The organism is Streptomyces dengpaensis, assembly GCF_002946835.1.
In the GTDB taxonomy this organism is placed as follows: domain Bacteria; phylum Actinomycetota; class Actinomycetes; order Streptomycetales; family Streptomycetaceae; genus Streptomyces; species Streptomyces dengpaensis.
Window position 1 is genome coordinate 6918083 of record NZ_CP026652.1, and the last position, 22230, is coordinate 6940312.

General features: G+C 71.0%; 17 protein-coding genes and 1 pseudogene. 5 read left to right on the forward strand and 13 right to left on the reverse strand.

Going from position 1 to position 22230, the window contains the following annotated elements; all coding sequences use genetic code 11:
• The 6 genes from C4B68_RS31915 to C4B68_RS31940 form a co-directional block, all read right to left on the reverse strand.
• Positions 1-3828 (reverse strand): lipopolysaccharide biosynthesis protein, encoded by a 3828-nt coding sequence (locus C4B68_RS31915; protein ID WP_099503026.1) that lies wholly within the window; start codon positions 3826-3828, stop codon positions 1-3.
• Entirely contained in the window at positions 3821-4618 is a 798-nt protein-coding gene (locus tag C4B68_RS31920; RefSeq protein WP_099503028.1) for a polysaccharide deacetylase family protein, read from the reverse strand. The genes C4B68_RS31915 and C4B68_RS31920 overlap by 8 nt, the downstream gene beginning before the upstream one ends.
• The gene (locus C4B68_RS31925) at positions 4615-5628 is read right to left on the reverse strand and encodes a glycosyltransferase family 2 protein (RefSeq protein ID WP_099503030.1); all 1014 of its coding nucleotides are present in this window, start codon (positions 5626-5628) and stop codon (positions 4615-4617) included. The genes C4B68_RS31920 and C4B68_RS31925 overlap by 4 nt, the downstream gene beginning before the upstream one ends.
• Complete coding sequence (locus tag C4B68_RS31930) at positions 5625-6443, reverse strand: glycosyltransferase family 2 protein (protein WP_099503032.1); 819 nt, start codon at positions 6441-6443, stop codon at positions 5625-5627. The genes C4B68_RS31925 and C4B68_RS31930 overlap by 4 nt, the downstream gene beginning before the upstream one ends.
• A gap of 370 nt (positions 6444-6813) precedes the next feature.
• A complete protein-coding gene (locus C4B68_RS31935) occupies positions 6814-7908 on the reverse strand; it encodes a GNAT family N-acetyltransferase (RefSeq protein ID WP_099503034.1) in 1095 nt (364 codons plus the stop codon).
• A 1-nt stretch (position 7909) separates the two neighbouring features.
• A complete protein-coding gene (locus C4B68_RS31940) occupies positions 7910-8335 on the reverse strand; it encodes a hypothetical protein (RefSeq protein ID WP_167459203.1) in 426 nt (141 codons plus the stop codon).
• Between the two features lie 396 nt (positions 8336-8731).
• On the opposite strand from C4B68_RS31940, the gene C4B68_RS31945 reads away from it, so the two are divergent.
• Positions 8732-9541 carry an SGNH/GDSL hydrolase family protein gene (locus C4B68_RS31945; protein WP_099503036.1) on the forward strand — a complete coding sequence of 270 codons (810 nt, stop codon included), beginning with the start codon at positions 8732-8734 and terminating at the stop codon, positions 9539-9541.
• A 4-nt stretch (positions 9542-9545) separates the two neighbouring features.
• Here C4B68_RS31945 and C4B68_RS31950 read toward each other — a convergent pair whose 3' ends face one another.
• From C4B68_RS31950 to C4B68_RS31965, 4 genes are all read right to left on the reverse strand, one after another.
• On the reverse strand, positions 9546-11165 hold the full coding sequence (locus C4B68_RS31950; protein ID WP_099503038.1) for a serine/threonine-protein kinase: 1620 nt from the start codon (positions 11163-11165) through the stop codon (positions 9546-9548).
• A gap of 45 nt (positions 11166-11210) precedes the next feature.
• Positions 11211-12836: a HoxN/HupN/NixA family nickel/cobalt transporter gene (locus C4B68_RS31955; RefSeq protein ID WP_099503040.1), complete on the reverse strand. Its 1626-nt coding sequence runs from the start codon at positions 12834-12836 to the stop codon at positions 11211-11213.
• Positions 12833-14335, reverse strand: coding sequence for a tetratricopeptide repeat protein (locus C4B68_RS31960; protein WP_099503042.1), 1503 nt, complete (start codon positions 14333-14335; stop codon positions 12833-12835). The genes C4B68_RS31955 and C4B68_RS31960 overlap by 4 nt, the downstream gene beginning before the upstream one ends.
• A 109-nt stretch (positions 14336-14444) precedes the next feature.
• A complete protein-coding gene (locus C4B68_RS31965) occupies positions 14445-15986 on the reverse strand; it encodes a DUF4331 domain-containing protein (RefSeq protein ID WP_099503044.1) in 1542 nt (513 codons plus the stop codon).
• Between the two features lie 272 nt (positions 15987-16258).
• Between C4B68_RS31965 and C4B68_RS31970 the strand changes: the two genes are divergently transcribed.
• The 4 genes and pseudogenes from C4B68_RS31970 to C4B68_RS31985 all read left to right on the forward strand — a co-directional run.
• Positions 16259-16801, forward strand: coding sequence for a sigma-70 family RNA polymerase sigma factor (locus C4B68_RS31970; protein WP_099503046.1), 543 nt, complete (start codon positions 16259-16261; stop codon positions 16799-16801).
• A complete protein-coding gene (locus tag C4B68_RS31975; RefSeq protein ID WP_099503048.1) occupies positions 16798-17685 on the forward strand; it encodes an anti-sigma factor in 888 nt (295 codons plus the stop codon). The genes C4B68_RS31970 and C4B68_RS31975 overlap by 4 nt, the downstream gene beginning before the upstream one ends.
• A gap of 115 nt (positions 17686-17800) precedes the next feature.
• Complete coding sequence (locus C4B68_RS31980) at positions 17801-18070, forward strand: hypothetical protein (protein ID WP_099503050.1); 270 nt, start codon at positions 17801-17803, stop codon at positions 18068-18070.
• Between the two features lie 308 nt (positions 18071-18378).
• Positions 18379-18585: pseudogene (locus tag C4B68_RS31985) on the forward strand (TetR/AcrR family transcriptional regulator); the annotation flags it as partial.
• Here C4B68_RS31985 and C4B68_RS31990 read toward each other — a convergent pair.
• The 3 genes from C4B68_RS31990 to hmgA form a co-directional block, all read right to left on the reverse strand.
• The gene (locus tag C4B68_RS31990) at positions 18582-19763 is read right to left on the reverse strand and encodes a type ISP restriction/modification enzyme (protein WP_099503052.1); all 1182 of its coding nucleotides are present in this window, start codon (positions 19761-19763) and stop codon (positions 18582-18584) included. The pseudogene C4B68_RS31985 and the gene C4B68_RS31990 sit on opposite strands and share 4 nt — an antisense overlap.
• 124 nt (positions 19764-19887) lie before the next feature.
• Complete coding sequence (locus C4B68_RS31995) at positions 19888-20637, reverse strand: GntR family transcriptional regulator (protein ID WP_099503054.1); 750 nt, start codon at positions 20635-20637, stop codon at positions 19888-19890.
• Between the two features lie 49 nt (positions 20638-20686).
• Complete coding sequence (hmgA, locus tag C4B68_RS32000) at positions 20687-22051, reverse strand: homogentisate 1,2-dioxygenase (RefSeq protein WP_099503056.1); 1365 nt, start codon at positions 22049-22051, stop codon at positions 20687-20689.
• Between the last annotated feature and the right edge of the window lie 179 nt (positions 22052-22230).

Below are 22230 nucleotides of genomic sequence, written 5' to 3' on the forward strand. Positions count from 1 at the left end.
CTACTTCATGGTCAGGAACCGCTGCACCAGCGAAGCCAGCAGCACCGCCAGCAGCGGCAGTGAGAACCAGAAAGTGCTCTGCAGCCACCGCAGCTGCCGCACGCTGGGCCGCACCGCGACCCGTACGACCTCCCGTGCCGTCAGCAGCGCGATGAGCGCGAGCGCCGCCAGGGCGCCGACGACCGACCATGGTGTCCACGTCACCCGGGGCCCGATCGGCCCCGGATCGGCTTTCGGGACCTCGCCCGCGGGCTGCTTGCGCAGCGTGTACATCGTCACGTCGTCGTTGACGAGGACCTTCTTCAGTTCCCGCCGCTCGTCGAGGTTGGTGATCAGCCGCGATACCCAGGTCCCCGAATAGCCCACGTCCAGCTGGAGATAGACCACCTGACTGCGGTTGATCATCAGATACGAGTTCGGGCCCGCGTCCCTGAGCGCCTTGACGAGCCCGGACACCAGGACCGGGTCGGCGGGCGCCAGCGTGGGCACGTACTCCACCTTCTCCATGTCCCGCGCACCCCACGGCATCGCGGGCGTGACGTTGTCGAGCGTGTCGTTGCTCAGCCACAGCAGCCGTACGGTCGGATCATCGTGCTCATACACGTAGTTCATGGCCGCGACCTCGCCCGGCCTGATCCGCTCGAAGGGCTCGTTGCCCCAACGGGCCACCAGGAAACCGCCCATGAGGATCAGCCCCGCCATGAGGGCCGCGAGCGGGGCGAGGCTCACCCGGTCCTTCTCGCGCTCCTTCGCGGTGACGCCGGTGCGCGGGAAGAGGGCGAGTCCGGCGAGCAGGGCCGCGCCCGGGACGGCGAACATGAAGACACGCAGGGCGATTTCGCCGCCGTACGACTGCATGCCGAAGCCGAGGAACGGTACGAAGGCGAGGACGAGCAGCGACCGCTCGCGGTACTTGTGGTCGCGCCGCCGCCACCAGCCCCAGCAGGCCAGGACCATCACACCGCCGGCGAGCAGCACGCGCGCGTAGAGCACGAGCTTGTGCGCGGAACTGCCGCCCTGGATACGGCCGGAGACGGACGACGACACATTGCCGCCGACGCCGCCGACCCCGCCGAAGAGTTCACTGAAGTGGCCCGACCAGTACGGCTCGGCCATGAAACCGACCCAGACCGCGACCAGGACCGCGAACAGGATGGGCAGGCCGCGCAGTTCGGACCGGCCGACCAGGACGAGGACCGTGAGGACGCCGAGCATCACGAACGGCGTGAGCTGGTGGGAGGGGACGGTGGCCGCGAACAGCCCGATCAGGATCATCAACAGCACGGCCCGCTGGCGGCGGTTCGTCGGCTCGACCTCCGCCTCGCCCGGCCGCCTCTTCGCCCACAGCACGCGCGGCGCCCGGAACCATACGAGCAGGATCGCCACGAAGACGAGGTAGAGCAGATAGGTGAAGCCCTGGGGCGAGAAGTAGTCCTGACCGACCCAGCCGCACAGCGTGAAGATCCAGATGCCGGTCCACTTGGCGCGCCAGCTCGCCCGCATCGAGCGTACGAGCAGGAACATCGGTGCCAGGTAGAGGAGTTGGACGGTCAGCGGCCACCAGCGGATGACCTCGGTGAGGTCGGTCACCCCGCAGGCCTTCGCGACGAACGCGGCCACGGCGAAGAAGCCCGGCCAGCTCCAGCGGGCGTCCAGGTCCGGCACGGCGGACCCGGTCCTGTCGATGTAGTCCAGGAATCCGAGGTGCTGCCAGGCCGTCGCGAACCGCGGCTCGGACTCGATCACCGCGGGGAGCGCGTGCATTGACACCACCGTGGCGAGCAGGGTGACGAGCAGCAGACCCCGGTGCTCGCCGGCCGTCCACAGCAGCGAGGCGAAGACCGTGATCAGCAGGCCGGCTCCGGCCAGGGTCGGCAGCGGCAGCACGGAGATCAGGCCGAGGCCGCCCATGCCGTCGAGTGAGCTGTCGTCGAGGCCGAGTGCGGGGATCCAGTACAGGACCAGCGCGGAGATCAGCAGGCAGCCGAGGATGACACCCGGTTTGGACGGGTGGCGCAGGCGCTCGCGCAGGCTGACGGCCGGTGGCGGGGCATCCGGGGCCGGTCGCGCCGCCGCGGCGGAGCCGCTCGATGTCACGCCCCGCGCCCCTGTGCTGTCCCGCCCCTCCGTTTCGAAGGGAGCGTCGACCTCCGGGGCCTCGGACGGGCCAAGCGACGCCTCCGAGCCCGGCTCGCGCGCCTCGACCGGCAGCCCCACCGACGGCTTGAGCGCCCATGTCGGGCGGTGGTCCGGTCGCGCCGCGGGTGTTCCGGTGGGTGGGGTCCCAGGGCCAGGGCGTACGTCCGGCCTGCGTTCCTGGTGGTCGAAGTCGACGTGGACACCCAGCGCGAGGGTGTCCGAGTCGAGCGCCCACGCGGGGCCGCGCCGCGACTCGCGGGGCTTCTGCGCGGGCACCTCGCGCGCCCCCAGGTCGGCGAGGTCGCCGTCCGGCGCCGCCTCCGCGGGGACCTCCACGGGCGGCGCGGTGCGCACGATCTTGTACAGCTTGGGCGCGGCGATCACCACGATCACCGCGAGGCTGGAGATCTCCGCGACACCCGCGCCGGTCAGGCCCATGCGCGGCAGAAGGATCACCGTCAGGCCGAGCACCAGGAAGCACAACAGCCCTTGCAGATAGGCGAGTCCGGAGGTACGGCTCTGGGCGCGCAGCACCGCGAAGTACGTCTCCATGACGACCCGCAGCAGCGCGCCGACGGCGAACCAGCGCAGCAGCGGCGTCGCGGCGTCCGCGTATCCGTCGCCGAAGACCCGCAGGATGTACGGCGCGCCGAGGAACAGCAGCGCGCCCACCGGCAGCATGATCCGTGCCATCCGCTTGAGCGCGGCCCGGGTGTTGGCGGCGAGCCGCGCCGGGTCGTGCGAGCCCTCGACGGTCAGCGAGGCGCCCATGTTGATGGCGAGCAGATTGACCGTGCCGCCGATCGTGGTGGTGATGTAGAAGTACGCGTTGTCGGCGGAGCTGACCTGCGAGGCGACGATCACGGGGACGAGATAGACCACGGCGAGCGAGAACAGCGAGCCCGTGTAGTCGCCCGCGAGGAAGCGTCCGATCTCCTTGAGCGAGGGCGGCCTCGCGTGCTCCTCGGTCGCCTTCACATGCCGGGGGACCAGGCGCCGGAAGACCAGCAGCCCGAGCGGCACGACCGACAGGGCGATGGCGGCGACCCAGGAGACGAAGACGCCCGTCGTGGGGATCGCGGCGGCGAGGCCGACGAGCAGCACCAGCTTCACCGCGGAGAACACGGTGTTGCCCACCGGGACCCACAGCGCGCTGCGCAGCCCGGTCAGCACACCGTCCTGGAGCGTCAGCAGCGACCAGGCGACGACCGCGAGGATGAAGCCGAGGCCGTTCAGCGGTCCGTGCAGGAAGCGGTACGAGGGTCCCCACACGTTCAGGGTGAGCAGGAAGAGCACGGCGGCCAGTGCCACGACCACCGAACTGCCCGCGTACGTACGGAAGATGAGGCGTCCGGTGCCGCGTCCCGCGACGGGGATGAAGCGGGCCAGGGCGCCCGTCAGCGTCACCGCCGTGAGGCCCGCGAGGAGCTTCATCGCGGCGATGGCGGCGGAGCCCTGGCCGACCGCGGACTCGGAGTAGTAGCGGGCGGCGATCAGCCAGTAGCCGAGCCCGAGCACCGCCGAGATCCCGGTGTTGAGCATCAGGGCGTAGGCGTTGCGGAACAGCTGGTTGCCCCCTCCGGCACCCTTGCCCTTCCTGCCGGGCAGGCGGAGGCGGCGCCCCGGCCGCTGCTCGGGTGCCTCGGTCGTCGGCGTGGAAGCCTGGGCTGTGGTCGTCGTGTCAGACACGGGAACGGATGGCCTTCCGGCGGAGCTGTCGTGCTCTTCGGACCATGGCGTACCCCTTGGTGAGGGCGCGGTCCCTGGCGAAGTTGAGGGCGATCGCGCGGCCTTCGACAAGGCGCGAGAACTCCTCGATACCGGTCGTACGGCGCACGGTGACGCGCCGCAGGGCGTACGGGCCCTGGCGGCGGCGCGCGAGAGCGTTGCCGACGGCGAGCGACTGGGCGAACCCCGCCTCGCGCACCATGCGGCGCACCCGGCTACTGGAGTAGCCGTACGGGTACGCGAACGAGACCGGGCGAGCGCCCAGTTCACCGGCGATGATCTCCTTGCAGTGCAGCACCTCGAACCGGAGCGCGTCGTCCGGGATCTGGTCCATCTGCGGGTGCGTGTGGCTGTGCCCGCCGATCTCCACCTGCTCCTCGGCGAGCCGGCGCACCTGGTCCCAGTCCAGCATGGTGTCGAGGCCGCCCCCCGTGTCGTACGCGCCCTTGATCCACCCCGTCGAGACGAACAGCGTGGAGGCGAATCCGTACTTGGCGAGCACGGGCAGTCCATGCCGGTGCACGCCCTCGTAGCCGTCGTCGAAGGTGATGAGGACGGGCCGGGCGGGAAGCGCGCTCCCGTTCCGCCAACTCGCCGCCAGCTGGGCCGTGTTCACCGGAGTGAACCCCTGGTCGTCCAGCAGCGCCATCTGCTCGGAGAACGCCTCCGGCGTGACGGACAGGGCCCGGGTCGCGTCGTTCGGCGCGTGCGCGATCGCGTGGTACATCAGTATCGGCACAGGTTCGCTCATGCTTTTGCCCCCTCGCGCCCGGGATCCCCCTCGATCTCCACCACGGAAAACGTGTCGCCACCCCTGCGTGCCCGGACGCTCCCGAGTAGGTACCCGCCCGCCGCCGTCAGAACCCCGGCGACGATGGCGCCCGCGCGGCCCGCGCCGCCGGGGCGGGCAAGCAGTGCGTCGCGCAGACCTCGGGCCACTCCGGCCGGCAGGACGCGGGTCGCGTAACGGCGTTCCGACTCAAGTCCCTTCTCGGGGCCGACACTTCGGGCGACGAGCGCCTTGGAGAGGCCCTCGGCGTACGCGCGCGTGCGGAAGTACCCGAAGTGCTCGCGCGCCTCGGGCACCCGGTGGTGGATGACCGCCCGGTCGTCGATCAGCAGGATGGCGTCCGGCCGGGCGCGGGTGAGTCGGATGCACAGCTCCGTCTCCTCGCAGCCCAGCGGGCGCTTGTCGCCGTCGCGGCCGATGCCGGTCGCGAAGCCGCCCGCCGCGTCGAACGCCGTACGCCGGAACGAGGCGTTGCCGCCGAGCACGTTGCGGACCCGGACGCGGCCCGGTGGCAGCCCCTTGTACGTGCAGCCCACCACCCAGTCGAACTCCTCGGGGAACCAGGCCGGGCGGCGGCCCGACGCCCAGATCGGCATCGTACGGCCGCCGACGGCCATGACCCGCGGGTCCGCGTACCCCTCGGCGAAGTGCCGCAGCCAGTCGCGTTCGGCGACCGCGTCGTCGTCGAGGAAGGCGATGATCTCGCCGCGCGAGGCCGCGATCCCGGTGTTGCGGCCCGCGGACAGACCGCGGGGGCCCGCGTTGGCGAGCACCCGTACCGCCTCGGTCTCCTTGTACTCCCTGGTCAGCCGCTCCAGGAGCGTGGCGTTGTGGTCCACGACCAGGAGTGTCTCCAGGGCGGGCAGTGACTGCGCCCGCACCGAGGAGACCGCCGCGAGGATGTCCTCCCAGCGGTCCTCGGTGTAGACGCAGACGACCACAGAGATGCGCGCGATGTCCGGCTTGCTCAAGACACCTCTCCCTGGCCCGAGTTGAGCTGGGCGGCGTGCGGCCTGCGGCGCAGCGCGCGCCGGTTGGAGCGCTCCTTGAGGATCACCTTGAGCACCCGGAACCCGTCCCGCACGGCCCGCAGATTGCTCGTGCCGTGGATGCGGAGGTACTCGTGGCTGGGTATCTCCTGGACTTTGAGGCCCGCCTTGACCACCCGGATGTTCATCAGGGTCTCCACCTCGAAGCCGGTGCAGTCGAGGTCGATCTTGTCGAGGCAGTGCCGCCAGAACGCGTTGTATCCATAGCAGAGGTCGGTGTAACGGGCGCCGAACTTGGCGTTGACGACCGCGCACAGCACCCGGTTGCCGAGCTTGCGGATCGGCGTCATGTCGGACGTGCCGCCGCCGTTGGCGAACCGCGAGCCCTTGGCGAAGTCCGCCCCGGACACCAGCGCGGAGACGTACGACACGATCTCGTGGCCGTCGGCCGAGCCGTCCGCGTCGACCATCACGATGATGTCGCCGGTGCACGCCTCGAAACCGGTGATCAGGGCATCCCCCTTGCCCTTGCCGCGCTGCTCGACGACCTTGACGTCCTCCCACAGTTCGCGGGCCACTTCGACGGTGTTGTCCGTGGAATTGCCGTCCACAAGAACCACTTCGTGTATCCAGTCGGGAAGTGTCTTGAAGACGTACGGGAGATTCTCGGCCTCATTCATGGCGGGAATCACGACACTCACCGGAGGCGCAATGGCCAGGTGAGAAGAGATCGGCCGGTACTTGTTGGCCAGTAACGGATCTTGGCCCGGAATGGCCGGGCGCAGAACTGAGCTCATGAGTCTGGTCCCTCTCGTCCGGTGGACCGCCCGCCCCTGGGCGGTCCGGCTCTTTGTCCGGTTCGAAAGGGGGGTTCCCACTTACGGCATGCCGAAAGAGATCTCCGTACATGCCGGGTGAGCTGGCAAAGCTGACCGGCTCCGGAAATGGGAACCGATCGCGCGGCACGACTCGGCACAGGTCTGGTCACCGAGCACGGCACCCCCCTACCGCGCCCCGCGCCGGGCCGTCTTCGCGATCTCGAGCCCTCCCCTTGATCGCATGAGCGTGATGGTCCGATGCGGGTGAGATGTATGACGGTATTGACGATTGCGTCGCTATGGCAAGACCTGGAACGAGGCCTCACGTTTTTGTTGGTATGGCCGTTACCTAACTCCGCGAACGGATTTTACCCATCCGTTTGAGGATCCTGTCGGCCGGTTCGAACAACTCCGGCCGGGACAGCACCGCATTGCGCAGTGCCCGGACCGGGGCGCGGCGCGCCCGGTGCCCGAATGCGATGGGATGACGTCGAGTCACCCATCCCTCGGACACGGAAAGTTCCCGTGTCTTGAGGGAGTCCTTGTATTCCTTCTGGCCCCGCCCAAGATCCAGATAAGCGATTCCGTCGGCGGCGGCCGCCTCGGCCATGCGCAGATGCAGGATCAGGCCCGGGGAGTATTTCGAGAACGCCGGGTCGTACGCCGGGAACCAGCACGCCAGGACCCGCTCGGAGCGCAGCCCGAAGTGGGCGGCGACCGGCTTGCCGCCCGCGTACAGCACCGACATGATTCCGGCGAACGTTTCGGAGCGGGTGTGGAAGAGGTGGTGGACCAGGTGGCTGATCCAGGCGTGCGCGAAGCGGTCGCTGCGCCCGGTCCTGCGGTACTGCGCGGACTTCCAGTCCATCAGCGTGCGCAGCGCCGCCGGGTCGCGCTCGTCGTGCACGTAGCGCAGGGCGCCGGCGTCCCGGCCGAGCTTGCGCTCCTTGGCGAGCGTGGTCCGGGTGAACTTCGGCGACCGGGCGCGCAGGTCGCCCAGATAGGTTTCGTAGCCCTGGTCGACGTCCATGACCGGGGACGCGAAGGTGCCGGAGGCCCCCGCCTCGAACGGCGCCTGGCCCTCCACCAGGTGGTCGAACTCCCACACGGCGAGCCCGCAGGCCCGCAGCAGGTCCTGGGCGTCCCAGTGGAAGCCGGGGCGGTGCACGAGCCCCTGGGCGTCGGAGACCCCGAGGCCGACGGCCCGGCCGACGCCGGTGGCCGTTCTCTGGTATGGAAAGAACGCCGCGGGCTCGCCGTCCTCGCGGACGACCGCGATCCGTACGCCGCGGCGGCAGCGGCCCATTGCGAGCGTGAACTCGGGGGACAGGAACGGGTTCGCCAGCTCGGGCGAGCCGTTCAGATGGGCCTTCGACTGCAGAGCCGTCCACGCCGCCCGGTCGGCGGCGCTCAGCTCGCCGGGACGGTACACGCCGATGTCCACGTCAGGCGCCCTGTCCTCTCACCGTACGGCCGCGTAATCGCCGTACCAGGACCAGCAGGAGAATGAGGGAACTGATCGCGGTCACGGCCACGATCCCGCCGCCGACCGACCACTGGTGCATGGCCAGCATGCCCTGGGCCACCAGCATGTTGACGGCGACCGCGCCCGCGACCGACGCCAGCACACGGCCGAAGGGTTCCAGCCCGCGCAGCGCGGTGGCGATGGCCGCCGACGGTGCCGCGAGCAGGAAGAACAACGTGAACGGGCCGCGCAGCGGTGAGTCCACGCCCGCGAGCGCGAGGATCGCGCCAAGCCCCCCGACCACGGTCGCGGCGCCCGCGAGCAGCGGCAGCAGGTCTCTCCCCGGCCCCTGCCGCGCGCGTTGCGCGCTGTCTGATGAAGGTGTCTTGAGACCTATGGTCTGCATAGGCGACTTTGCCCCCCGAAGCGCCGGATGCCGGGCTTCAATGTGGCGCAGCGGGCACGGCGTCGTCAAGATGCAAAAGGCTTTCATGGCGGTTCTCGGCCGCCGGGCCCGTCACACCGGCCGCCCTGCGAACAGGCGCCCCCGGAGGCGCCGAATGCCTCGGAGTAACTCCCTTGCAGATCCGGCTGGTTGAGCGATGGGACCGACCCCGTGGTCGGTTCGCGGGACTTACGGGACGACCTTCAGGAAGGGGCTGTCATGAGCACGCAATGAAATATGCGGTGAACACATGGCGGTGCCATCGGTACGTCCTGAAAGTTTTGGCATGGACACTTCCTGTCAACACGCGTAGCTGGTACGAAAGTTACGGCAGAGATCCTGCTAAAGGGAGGTTCCATGAGACGTTCCCGAATTACGGCATACGTGACCTCGCTCCTCCTCGCCGTCGGCCTCGCCCTTACCGGGGCAGCGACGGCGCAGGCGTCCCAAGCCGCCGCGGCCACCGGGTATGTGGCCCTCGGCGACTCCTACTCGTCCGGTGTCGGCGCCGGCAGCTACATCAGCTCCAGCGGCGACTGCAAGCGCAGCACGAAGGCGTACCCCTACCTCTGGGCGGCCGCCCATTCACCCTCGTCGTTCGACTTCACCGCCTGCTCGGGCGCCCGTACGAGTGATGTCACGGCGAACCAGCTCGGCCCGCTCAGCTCCGCCACGGGCCTGGTCTCCATCAGCATCGGCGGCAACGACGCCGGCTTCGCCGACGTCATGACGACGTGTGTCCTCCAGTCCGAGAGCTCCTGCCTCGCCCGGATCGCCACGGCGAGGGCCTACGTCGACTCGACGCTCCCCGGCAGGCTCGACAGCACCTACTCGGCGATCCGCTCGCGGGCCCCGGCCGCCCATGTGGTCGTCCTCGGCTACCCCCGCTTCTACAAGCTCAACGGCAGCTGTCTGGCGGGCCTTTCGGAAACCGAACGGGCCGCGATCAATGACGCCTCCGACTATCTGAACAGCGCGATCTCCAAGCGTGCCGCCAACCACGGCTTCACGTTCGGCGACGTACGCGGCACCTTCACCGGCCACGAGATCTGCTCGGGCAACTCCTGGCTGCACAGCGTCAACTGGCTGAACATCGGCGAGTCGTACCACCCGACCGCGGCCGGTCAGTCCGGCGGCTATCTGCCGGTCTTCAACGGAGCGGCCTGACGTTTCACGGGGTTACAGAGGCGGAGGCCCCGTCCGTCGGGGTCTCCGTCGCGCATGTGATCGAGAACGGCACGGAGTTGGACGTCACATGGACGGGATCGCGGACCTCCACACTGATCTCGTTCGCGAAGGTCCCGCTCTCGTCGTACGTCGTCGCCACGACCGTCTTCTGCTGCGTCTTGCCGCCGCCGGCGGGGAACGAGAGGGTCTTCCAGTCGGGGTCGGTCACATCCCCGTTCTCCGTCACCCAGCGGTACTCGACCTCCGCGGGAACGCGGCCCACCGTGAACGTCGCCGTGAAGGAGGGCGCCTCGGTGCCGGGTGGCGGGCAGGCGCCGTTGTAGTCGGTGCGCCGGCCCGTGACGGTCACCTCCACGGACTGGGCGGGCGGGTTGGTCGTCGTCTGACCACCGCCGGGCGCGGTGCTGGAAGGACCCCCGCCGCCCCCGCCGCCGGTGTTGTCGCTCCCGCCACTGTTGTCGCCGGAGCCCGAATTCCCGCCGCTGGAGGCGTTGTTGGTGCCGCCGCTGCTGGTGGTCCCCCCGCCGTTGTCGCCGCCGCCTCCGTTGTCGCGGTTCAGCAGGGCGTACGTCAGTCCGCCGAGGGCGAGCGCGAGCGCGACCAGGCCCGCGATCAGGGCGAAGGCGGCACGGCGGTTGCGGGCGGGCGGCGACCCCGCCCACGGCGCGGGCTGGACCGGCGGTCCCGGTGGTCCCAGCGGGGGCGCGCCGACCGCGGCGAGCGTCTCCGCGTCCGGGCTCGGGGGCCCCGAACCCAGGGGTGTGGTGGCCATCGTGCCGCCCGCGGCGACGATCCGCAGGTCACGCTCCGCCTGTTCGGCGGTCATCCGCTCGGCCGGGTCCTTGACCAGCAGCCCCTCGATGACGGGTCCCAGGGCGCCCGCGCGCCGGGGCGGCGGCAGCGGCTCGTCGACGATGGCCCGCAGCGTGCTCAGCGGAGTGTTCTGCCGGAAGGGCGAGTTGCCCTCGACCGCCGCGTACAGGAGCACCCCGAGCGACCACAGGTCCGACTCGGGGCCGGGCGTGCGGCCCAACGCCCGCTCCGGGGCGAGGAATTCGGGCGATCCGATGACCTCTCCGGTCATGGTCAGCGCTGAACTGCCCTCGACCATCGCGATACCGAAGTCCGTGAGGACGATCCGCCCGTCGTTCGCCATCAGGACGTTGCCCGGCTTCACATCGCGGTGCAGGACGCCCGCCTCGTGCGCGGCCCGCAGCGCGGCGAGCACCTCGGCGCCGATGTGCGCGGCACGCCGCGGGGGCAACGGGCCCTCGGCGTCCAGCAGATCGGAGAGGGCGATACCGCGGATCAGCTCCATCACGATCCAGGGCCGGCCGTCCTCGGCGGCCACGTCGTACACCGTCACCACGTTGCGGTTCGAGATGCGGGCGGCCGCCCACGCCTCGCGTTCCAGGCGCGCGTACATCCGCTCGACCTCGTGCGCGGGAAGCCCCGCCGGGGCGCGGACCTCCTTCACCGCGACCTCGCGCTGCAGCACCTCGTCGCGGGCGCGCCACACCGTACCCATGCCGCCCTCGCCCAAGGGCGACAGCAGGCGGTAGCGCCCCGCGATCACACGTTCACTGCCCGGATCTTCGGACACGTGCGTCCCCCATTCGCATCCGCGCGATTCCTCCCCAAACGTAGCTCAGCCGAGTGCGGATGCCGCCCCCCTGAACACCAATCCAGCCCCAAGAGCTACGACGACGAACGCCGATCCCAGGGGTGCGGCCCTGCGCATCAGGGCCGCGGCGCGCCCCTGCGCCCACCGTGGGCGCCCGGCCAGGGCCCGGGTCATCCCGCCGCCCAGCCTGACGACGGCGAACCCGGCCGCCGTGAGCGTCAGGGCGAGACCGATGCCGTACGCGAGGACAAGGAGGAGGCCGAACCACGCCTGTCCCAGGGCCGCGGCGCCGACGAGCACGACGACGGCGGAGGGACTCGGCACGAGCCCTCCGGCGAAGCCGAGGAGGATCGTGCCGCGGAGGGTGGGGGCGGTGGAGTGTGTGTGGGTGAAGCCGCCGTGGGTGTGCTCGAGGGTGGGGGAGTGGGGGCGGTCCGCGTGTTCGTGGTCATGGTCATGGGTGGGGCTGTGCCCATGGTCATGGCTGGGGGAGTGGCCGTGCCCGCGGCCATGGTCGTGCGCGTGCCCGTTCTCGTGGGGGTGGCTGTGCGGGTGGTCGTGCGTGTGCCCGGCGCCGTGGGGGCGTCCGTGGGGGTGTCCGTGCCCATGTGCGCGGTTTCGCCAGGCCCGTCGTACGAGGGTCGCGCCCGCGAGGGTCACCAGGACGCCGCTCGCCACGCCCAGCCAGGCGATCACGGAGGGCGCGGCGGCCGAACCGGCCGTGACCAGGAGGCCGAGGGCGACCACGCCCAGGGTGTGCGTGACCGTCACCGACGCGGCCAGCGGGAGGACATCGCGCAGGCGCGCCCGGCCGCCTCGCGCCGCCGCTGTCGCGGCCATCAGCGTCTTGCCGTGGCCCGGCGCGAGGGCGTGCATCGCGCCCAGGCCCACCGCGATGACCAGGGCCAGCGCGGCGAAGCCGACGGTGAGGTCGTGGCGGGCCACCAGGCCGTCCAGCGCACGGGTCCAGCGGTCGGCGCCGCGGGGCAGTACGGAGGCTGCCGGCGCGTCCCGCCGCTCCTGGACGAGGGCGGGGCCGCCGGGGCGGATCCGCAGGGACGCGGTCGCGGTGTCTGCCGGTGAAGAGAGCAGCGCCTTGGGGTAGTTGGCCAGCTCCTGGGACACCGACTTCTTCGGTACGTCCGACGCGGTGAGCGTCATCCGGTCGCCGCGCGCCGTGACCTCGCGCCAGCCGGGTCCGCGGTCGGCCCCGGCGCCGCGGAAGCCGAGGGACACCGTGTCCCCCTGGGGGAGCAGCGCCGTCAGCCGGCACTCCACGCGCAGGGTGTCGAGCCCCGCCTGCCCGGGCCGCACGCGCGCGTGGCTCTCGCCGACGGTGAGCGGAACCGCCCGCCCGTCGACGGAGACCTCGCTGTCGCGCGCGGCCGCCACGCACCGCTCGCGGGCCCAGTCCGTCATGCCGAGCTTCTTGATCCGCGGCTTGGCGTGCGTGGCCGGGATCTCCGCGAGGTCCTCCACGTGGTCGACGCGCAGTTGCCCGGGGGCGGCGACGAGTCCGTCGTACCGGTTGACGGTGAAGTTCCCGAGCGGATGCGCGCTCGCGTGCCCGGAGGGGACGAGCACGAGGGCGCAGACAGCGGTGAAGACGGCCGCGCAGGAGGCGAGCAGTCGACAGGGCCTATGGGTCACTGGGTGGCCTCCAGCGCCTTACGGGCCTCGCGGGCGCCCAGCGGCGAGAAGCCCGGGTTCAGGTCGAGGGCCGACGTCAGCGAGGCGCGGGCCTGCTTCTCGTGGCCGGTGGCGCGCTCGATCATGCCGCGGTGGTAGAGGAAGGACGCGTTGCGGTAGCCGGTGGCGGTGGCCTGTCGGGCGTACGGCAGCGCTTCCTTGTCACGGCCGTTGACGTGCAGGGCCCAGGCGAGGGCGTCCGCGGTGTGCACGGTGTGGCGGCGGGCCCATTCGGCGCGGGCCGCCTTCAGCGCGGCCTCGCGGTCGCCGTGGTCGGCGGCTGCGAGGGCTGTGTCGAGGTCGGCGTTGACGCCGTTGGCGCGGGCGAGCGCGACCCAGGCGTCCACCAGGGAGTACTGGTCGCGGGCCTTCTGGGCGTCGCCCTTCCTGCCGCGTGCCTCGTACAACTCGCCCAGTTCGACGAGGGATTGGGGCAGCGGGTAGCGGTCCACGATCTGCTCCATGCCGCGGATCGCCGCATCGCGGTCGCCCTGCGCCGCCTGGGCCCGTGCGCGCCCCTCGAGCGCGGGGAGACAGGTGTCGTCGGCGCCGAGGGCGCGCGCGTAATACGTGAGGGCGGTGTCGTACTCGCCCTGGTTCCACGAGAGTTGGCCGAGCGCGGTCGCCACGTATGCGACGTCGCCTCGGCTCGTCGCCGTGCTGAGCGCCTGCTGAAGGACCCGGCGGGCGGTCTTCACGTCACCGCGCAGCTCCCGCACATAGGCGTACCGCGTGAAGACGGGTACGCCTGGGCGGCGCGAGTCGGCGATGTCGGCGGCCTTCGACGCGTCGTCGTAGCGGCCGAGTTCGACGAGGGCGTCGACACGGGAGGAGAGGGCGCGCTCGCTGTAGGGGTTCCGCTTCAGGGCCTGGTCCGCGTACTTCAGGGCGCCCGTGAAGTCGTGCCGCGCCGCGGCGAGGGCAGCACGCCCCGCGAGCGCGGGATCGTTGCCGGGCCGCAGTTCGAGCGACCGGTCGAGCGCCTGCTCCGCCTGCGGATAGCGGGAAGGGTCGCCCTGCGTACGGGCCTGCTCCACATACGCGAGCCCGAGCGTCGCCCAGCCGCTGAAGTCCCTCGGCTGGGCCTTGAGATGAGCCTGCAGCGACGTGACACTCGCGTCCAGATCCCCACGGGCGAGCGACTGCGGCGCAAGGCCGCCGGACGCGGACGCGACGGTGGATGTCCCGCCGTCGCCGTCCCGGACGGCCCCGAGCACCACGGCTCCGGCGGTGAGGGCGACGGCCAACGCGGTCGCGCAGAACGCGAGGTGGGCGGCCCGCCGGCGGCGCCCGGAGGCGGACAGCCGCCGGACGGCGGCGACCCGCTCGTCGTCGGGCGCGGACGTGGAGGCTGTCCCGGACGTCGAGTCCGTCGCGCCTGCCTCGGTCGCGCCTGCCTCGGTCACGGCGGCTCCCTCGGCGGTGTCCGGCGTCGCGCTGTCGTTCCTACGCGGCGACATGCCCTCTCCTCAAAGTCCTGTATGGGAACGGTCGTTGCGGGGGTGGGGGCGGCGCGGCCCGCGCCGTGGGGGATGAGTACGTGCGGGCCGCGCCAGTCGGTGACCCGGGTCAGTAGGCCCGGTTGTGCATCCGCCGGCGCCACCACAGCAGGCCGGTGGCGATCAGCAGGAACCCGGCCGCGCCCGCCGCCGCGGACGCCGCGATCAGCGTGGCGTCGGTGCCGCCGCCGTCGGAGGACCCGGCGGGCTTCAGCGCGTCACCCAGCTGGTTGCGCACGTCGTTTCCGCCGGCCGTGCCCTTGGCGAGCGGGCCGCGCGAACCCGAGGTCGGCTCGGCGACGTACGGGAAGGCGTTCTCGAACGTCTTGTCGTTCTTGTCGACCGCGTCGCCCAAGTCATTCTTGGAGCCGACCAGTTCACCCTCGACGACCTGGAGCGAGGCGTCGATCACGTCGTCGGTGAGCCGGCGCCCGTTCGGGAAGCCCGCGTTGTCTCCGTCGAGCACACCGAGCCGCTTGGGCTGCGCGGTGGGCTTGATCGAGGTGTTGAGCCGCAGCTCCTCCGCCGGGCGGACCTTGGGCGGCTGGTTGAGGCCCTTCACGCCCTTCAGGAACACGTCGACCAGGTCGTTCCTGGGCTCCGCCGGGGCCTTGATCTTGTAGATCGCCTCGATGAGCTTCGGCAGCTCGGGGTTGGTCACGTTCTTCAGGAACTGACCGTCGTTCCACGGCGCGGACGCGTTGAACTTGTCCTTGTCCTTCTGCGGGTTGACGACCTCGTTGACCAGCGGCATCCCGAGCCGGGAGACCTGCGTCCAGTGGCCGCGCGCGTCCTTGCGCTGGGTGGTGGACCAGATGCCGACGATGGGCTGCCCGGCCGACTCACGGATCATGTCGTTCGGCACCTGCAGGGCTATCGAGTTGACGTTGTAGCCCTTGAGGGTGTCGTTCCCGACCTCGGTCAGGTTCCCGCCGTACAGCAGGTCGAAGACGCGCAAGTCCAGGAAGAACGGGTCGTCCGCCTGACCGGCGAACGTCGTCGAGCCGCCCGCGAGCTTGTGCACGGCCTGGTCGCGCAGCGCGCCGTAGTCCGGCATCGACGCTTTGCCGACGTTCGACGGCGCCACCGGAACGTCGTCGGCGACCTTGGTCCGCGACACCAGGTGCTGGTTCTTCAGCCGGAGCAGGTCGATGTCGTACGTCTGCGTGATGTTCAGGTCGGGGTCGTCGAGGCTGGTGACCGGACCCGTGTTGTAGAGGAAGGTGTCGCCGTTCTTGCGATGCGTCTTGAAGGTGTAGCGGTAGACCAGCTCGCCCTGCGCGTCACCGTTGTTGTCGATGTGGATGTCGTACTGGGCGTCGTCGGCGAACGTGTAGAAGTTCGGTCCGCCGGCGGGTTCCTCGAAGGGGATCCAGTTCGCCACGATCGTCGTCGTATCGGGCTTGTCGGGGCTGACGAACGCGTACACGTCCGTGTTGTCGTACTGGGGCTGCCCCGAGATCAGCGGGGCCTCCCGGTGGCTGGAGGCGGCGGCCGCCCCCGGTTCCAGCGCGGTCACGCCGGTGGCTGCGAGCCCCCCGGCGGCCAGCGCACCACAGACGAGGGCCGCGAGACTCCTGCGTCCCGCGCCACTCCTGGAGATAGGTGTCATGCCGTCCGTCCTCACGTCCCGATTGCCTGACGCAACGCCATTCGGAGCGCCCGCCGGGGTGGATTGGTCGAATCCCAAACGGTCTTACGGCGGCTTCCCCGGCTTGTTTCACCGGCGGACCGGATTCTTCGGTGGTGGACCCGCGTTTTCGGTTCGTTGATCCGTAACCCCATCCGTAGACACACTCGCTGCGAACACGTAGGGGAAAGGGACGGGTCGTGCGCGGTCGGAGAGGGGGACGGGTGGAGGCTGACGAACGGAGAGGGGGACGGGTGGACGCGGACGAACTTCTGGTGCTCGTGGCCGGAGGTGACCAGAAGGCATTCGAGGAGCTGTACGGACTGGTGTCCGGGCCGGTGTTCGGACTTGTGCGCCGCGTGGTCCGGGACCCTGCCCAGACGGAGGAGGTGGCCCAGGAGGTACTGCTCGAACTCTGGCGCTCCGCCGCGCGGTTCGATCCCGGGCGCGGCAGCGCCCTGTCCTGGATCCTCACGCTCGCGCACCGCCGAGCCGTCGACCGGGTCCGCAGCGCCCGCGCGGCCACCGAGCGCGAGCAGCGCGAGGGGCTGCGGGCTCACCACCCCGCCTTCGACCAGGTCGCCGAGGAGGTCGAGGCCGGACTCGAACGCGAGTGGGTGCGCCGCTGCCTCGACCGCCTCACCGCCCTGCAACGCCAGTCCGTCACCCTCGCCTACTACGACGGCTACACCTACCGCGAAGTCGCCGAACGCCTCTCCCTCCCCCTCGGCACCGTCAAGACCCGCATGCGCGACGGCCTGACGCGGCTGCGCGAGTGCCTGGGAGGTGTCGCATGAGCAGGCTCGACCGCCTGTTGCGGCGCGATCTGCACTCCCTCGCCGCACCGTACGCGCTCGACGCCCTCGAGCCCGATGAACGTCGCCGTTTCGAGGGGCATCTGCGGCACTGTGCGCGCTGCACCGCCGAGGTGCGTGCCCTCGCCGAGGACGCGGTGCGCCTCGCGTGGTCGACGGCGGCACCTGCTCCGGCCGCGCTGCGCGACCGGGTTCTGAGTGCCGTCCGTACGACTCCCCAGGAGGCGCCTTCCCGGGACTCGCGGGACTCGCGGGACTCGCGGGACTTCCGGGACTTCCGGGACTTCCGGGAATCATGGGACTCCCGGGACTCCCGGGATGCGCGCGGGGGCCAACAGCCCGCACGCGCGCGTGGAGATCGGCAGGCCCCCCGCGCGCGTGCCCCCCGTCTGCGCCCCCTCCTCGCCCCGCTCGCCACGACCACGGCCGCCGCGGCCCTCGTCGTCGCCTCGCTCTTCGCGGTGCAGGCGACGCGCACGCAGGACCAGCTCGACCAGGAACGCGCCCAGGCACGTGAGATCGCCCACGTTCTCGCGGCACCCGACGCACGGGCCACCAGTGAGCGGGACGCACAGGGCCGTGGAATCGGAGTTGTCGCCTCCGCATCGGAGCGACGCGCCGTCGTGACGGTGAGCGGGCTCGGCACTCCCTCCGGGGGGCGCGTGCACCAGTTGTGGCTCATGCGCCCCAGCGAGAATCCGCGTTCCCTCGGCCTCTTCGACGGCGACACGCCCTTGGTGGCCGACGGACTGAATTCGAACGCCACGTCACTCGCTGTGACCGTCGAGCCTCACGGAGGCTCAGCGCAGCCCACCACCGCACCGGTTGTCCAACTCGCCCTGAATTCGGTTGGATTCGGAGAGTAATCGTCAACACCCTTACAGAGAAGGTGAATCCTGCGCCCGCGATACACGAGTGCCACGAGGGAGCGATAGGGTTAGCCTGCCCGGGCCGGGTGGACTCGTACGGGTGGGGAGTGACATGGAACAGATAACAGCGCGCAGCAGGGCACGTGTCCCTGCGATCACCTGCGGGAGCAGCGCGACCAGTTCGCGCCTCGACCGCCATCTCGCGGTGCTGGGCGGCCCCGCCATCCCGCAGCGCGAAACGGTCGAGGCGACCTCGCTGATGCGTGAGCTCACCGCGCGTGACAGCGCGCACGAAAGCAGCGACAGGGGCGCGCGCGTGAGGCGTGTCTCGCTCTTCGCCCCGCTGAAGCGACTGCGCCGTTCGCTGTTCGGCGGCCGCTGAGCAGGCGTCGGCACCGGCATTCCCCGACCCGCGCTCCGGCCGCCCCACCGGCCGGGCGCAGCGCTGCACACCCGCGTCCGTCACCCCCGCGGCAGGCAGCGGCGCCCGGCGGATCACCCTGCCGGGGCGCGGGTCACCACCCTCCACCGAAGCCGCGCCCGGCAGGCACCACCACACTCCACCAAGCCCCGCTCGGCATGCCCCACCCCGAGCGGACCTCCCGAGCTGAGCGGACCACCTCACCCCCCGGCCCTTCCGCAACGTCCGCGTCAGGAGCTCACCGCTGCCCGTGCGCGTACCGGCGTACGGCCACCGCCGAGCGCACCCGCTCCCTGCCCTGGTCGGAGGACGAGGAGAACGCGATGCGGATCGCCTATCTGGGCCGTCAGGTGGCGACCGGTGCGTATCCGCGCATGGCCGCTGCTTTTATGGAGGACGCCGGACCCATCGACCTGGAGGCGGTCTTCGAGCGGGCCCTCGCGCGGGTGCTGTACGCGTTCGAACCGAAAGGTTAGATCAGCGCGAACTGCCCTTCGGGGCCCTCTTCGTGATGGTCGAGGACGGACGCGGGACGGCGTGCGGAGTCCGGTACGGGAAGGACGCCCGCCGTGCGCAGTTCCTCCGCGGTGATCGGCTTTTCCACGGTCAACCCGGCCTGCTGGGTCCGCAGTTCCGCGAGCAGCGCGAGCACCGTGATGAGTTCGAGGAGTTCGGACGTCCAGGCCTGCGGCCAGGTGGCGGGCCGGATCGCCTCAAGGGTGCCCGGCTCGGGCGGCTCGGTCCTGGACGCGAACCACTGCTCCAGTACGCGCACGCCGCCCACCTCGAAGTCCCAGGCCTCCGGCGGTACGGGTGAGATCCGGCCCTCGTCGACGTGGAGGGCCTCCTCGGCGCGGTCGTAGCGCAGGTCGAGGGGGCGCGCGGGGAGCGGGGCGCGGACGTACGGGCGGCGGCCGCCGGGGAGCTTGGGGCGCTCGCCGTCGCGGCACATCAGCCACAGCATCCGGCGGCCCAACTCGACGCCGTACGTCCATACGTCGGGGGCGGCGGTGATCGGGACGGCGCATCCGTTCCGGCCGGCCCGGGCGGCCGCGACCGTCCAGGCGAGGAGGTCGACGGGGTCAGGGGAGTGGCCGAGGCGGGTGCCGAGGTGGTCCAACAGGCCGGGCGCCAGGTTCGGTTCGAGGCCGCCGGGGCGCCGGTAGAGGGGGCGGACGCGGCCCCCGCGGCCGGCGCTCAGGGGCAGCGAGGAGGCGGCGAGCAGCACCGGCCCGGACGCGTCCGGCACCACCGACTGCTCGACCGTGAACACTTGCCGCCGATCTTTCACCCGCCACAACTCGGGACGCGCCGCGTCGATCAGCCGGTGGTCGGGAATCAGCCACTGCTCGTCGAAGGGGCCGTGCAGGACACGTACGGGCTCCGGACAGGGACCCGACTCGCGTGCCAGGCGGCCCGTCCCGGTTGACTGCCCTGGCAGCTGCGCCACCGCCGAGTGCGTCGTGCGCGAGCGCGTCGGCCCGAACAGCGCCTCGCGGTCCGGCCCTTCGGCCTTCATCAGGGCGTCCCAGCGCGCCTTCAGGGAACCGGCGTCGGGGGCCGTCGGCCACCACCGGCCCAGCCGCGGCGGGGCGACGGACCACGGCATGAGGTCCGCGAGCAGCGGAGCGTCGTCGTGCGTCACGCTGGGCATCGTACGACGTGGACGGTCGGCCTCAAGAGCCCCTCGTCGAGGCTGCCCGTGGGTCGAGGCTGCCCGTGGTTCAGCGGGCGTCGACGGCGACTGAGATCCAGTGCACGTCGAGGGCGACCGTGGTTCAGTGCGCGTCGAGGGTGACCGTGAAGGAGAAGCGGTCACCGCGGTAGTGGATGCGGGCCACGTCCAGGGCGCGGCCGTCCTCGCCGTACACGATGCCCGTGTAGTGCAGGATCGGGCTGAGCAGCGGGACGTGGAGCAGCCGCGCCGTCTCCGGGTCCGCGAGCCGTGCCTCCACGGTGTCGGTGATCCGGCTGATGCGCACGCCCACCACATCCCGCAGCACCTTGGTCATGGGCCCGCGCACCAGATCCTCGGGGTCGATCAGCGCCGCCAGTTCGGGCCGGACGTAGTTGCGCGCGTGGTTCGTCGGCTCGCCGGTCTTCTCGTCGCTGCGCAGCCGGTGGTACGTCCCCACCTCGGCCAGATCCGGGAAGGACTCGGCGAGTTCGGCGGGGACCGGCACGGTGCCGTGGTCCAGCAGCTTCGTCGTCATGCCCGACTGCTGGGCCACGATCGCGTCCACCGAGCCGAGCAGCCGCACGGGCGCACCCCGCTGCGCGCTCGGCTCGATGAACGTGCCCCGCCGGCGATGGCGGGTGATGAGCCCCTCGTCCTCCAGCTCCTTGAGCGCCTGCCGCATGGTCAGCACGCTCACCCCGTAGTGCCCCGCCAACTGCTCCTCGGTGGGCAGGCGCAGCGGGTCCTGGGGCGAGCGGCCGAGTATCGAGGCACGCAGGGACTGCGACACCTGATACCAGAGCGGCAGCTTGCGGTTCAGGACGATCGAGTCCGGAGCGAAGGAGGTCACGAGGGTATCCGTAGCGGTCGCGGGCCTTGAATGCAACGGGCGGTGAATCTCAGTCGACGGGACGGAAGTGCCGCTGGAGGCCCTGCCACACGTCGTCGTACCCCTGTTGCAGATGCTCCGCCCCTGCCGCCTGCGCCGTCGCGGTCACCGGCCAGCGCGTCTCGAACATGAAGGCCAGCCCGTCGTCGATCTTCTGCGGGCGCAGTTCGGCGGCGCTGGCCCGGTCGAAGGTCTCCCGGTCCGGCCCGTGCGCCGACATCATGTTGTGCAGCGAACCACCGCCCGGAACAAAGCCTTCCGCCTTCGCGTCGTACGCGCCCTCGATGAGCCCCATGTACTCGCTCATCACATTCCGGTGGAAGTACGGCGGCCGGAACGTGTCCTCGCCCACCAGCCAGCGCGGCGCGAAGACGACGAAGTCGACGCCGGCCAGACCGGGGGTGTCCGACGGGGACGTCAGCACCGTGAAGATCGACGGGTCCGGGTGGTCGTAGCTGATGGTGCCGATCACATTGAAACGGCGCAGGTCATAGATGTATGGCACATGGTTGCCGTGCCAGGCGACCACATCCAGCGGCGAGTGGTCGTACGTCGCCCGCCAGAGGTTGCCGCAGAACTTGTTCACCACCTCGACCGGGCCCTCGGCGTCCTCGTACGCGGCGACGGGCGCGAGGAAGTCACGGGCGTTCGCGAGGCCATTGGCGCCGATCGGGCCGAGATCGGGCAGCCGGAACGGCGCCCCGTAGTTCTCGCACACATAACCGCGAGCGCTCGGGCTCTGCCCGCGATCGGACACGGCGTCCAGCAGCTCCACACGGAAGCGCACACCACGGGGGATGAGCGCGACCTGGCCGGGCTCCACATGCAGCAGACCGAACTCGGTACGCAGCAGCAGCCCGCCGCGCTCGGGCACGATCAGCAGTTCGCCGTCGGCGTCGCTGAAGACGCGGTCCATCGAGGAGTTGGCGTGATACAGGTGCACCGCCATGCCGGTGCGCTGCGTCACGTCGCCGTTGCCGCCCAGGGTCCACAGGCCCGCGAGGAAGTCCGTCCCCGCGGGCGGCTCGGGCAGCGGGTTCCAGCGCAGCCGGTTCGGGTCGGGCACCGTCTCCGTGAAGGGAGCCGTGCGGAGCGCGCCGTTGTCCACCCGGGTGAACGCCGGGTGCGCGGCCGACGGGCGGATCCGGTACAGCCATGAACGCCGATTGTGCGCCCGCGGCTCGGTGAAGGCCGTACCGCTCAGCTGCTCCGCGTACAGCCCGAGCGGTGCGCGCTGCGGTGCGTTGCGCCCGTGCGGCAGTGCCCCCGGGACCGCCTCCGAGCTGTGCTCGTTACCGAAACCGGAGAGGTAGACCAGCCCTTCGGCCGTCTTCCTCGCGTCATCGCCGCTCGTGACCGCCGCGTGCCCGCTCATGATCGCTCCCTTGCGCCTGATTCCTATGCGTCACCGTAGGATTCAGGTTTTCCGCGCGCAAGGGGCTGGCTCCGGGTGCCGTACGCGATCAGCCATGGTCGGCGTACGGGACGGGCGGATATGACGGGCGGATATGACGGGCGGACATCTCCACCGGGCGTACCGCCCGGGGCTTCACC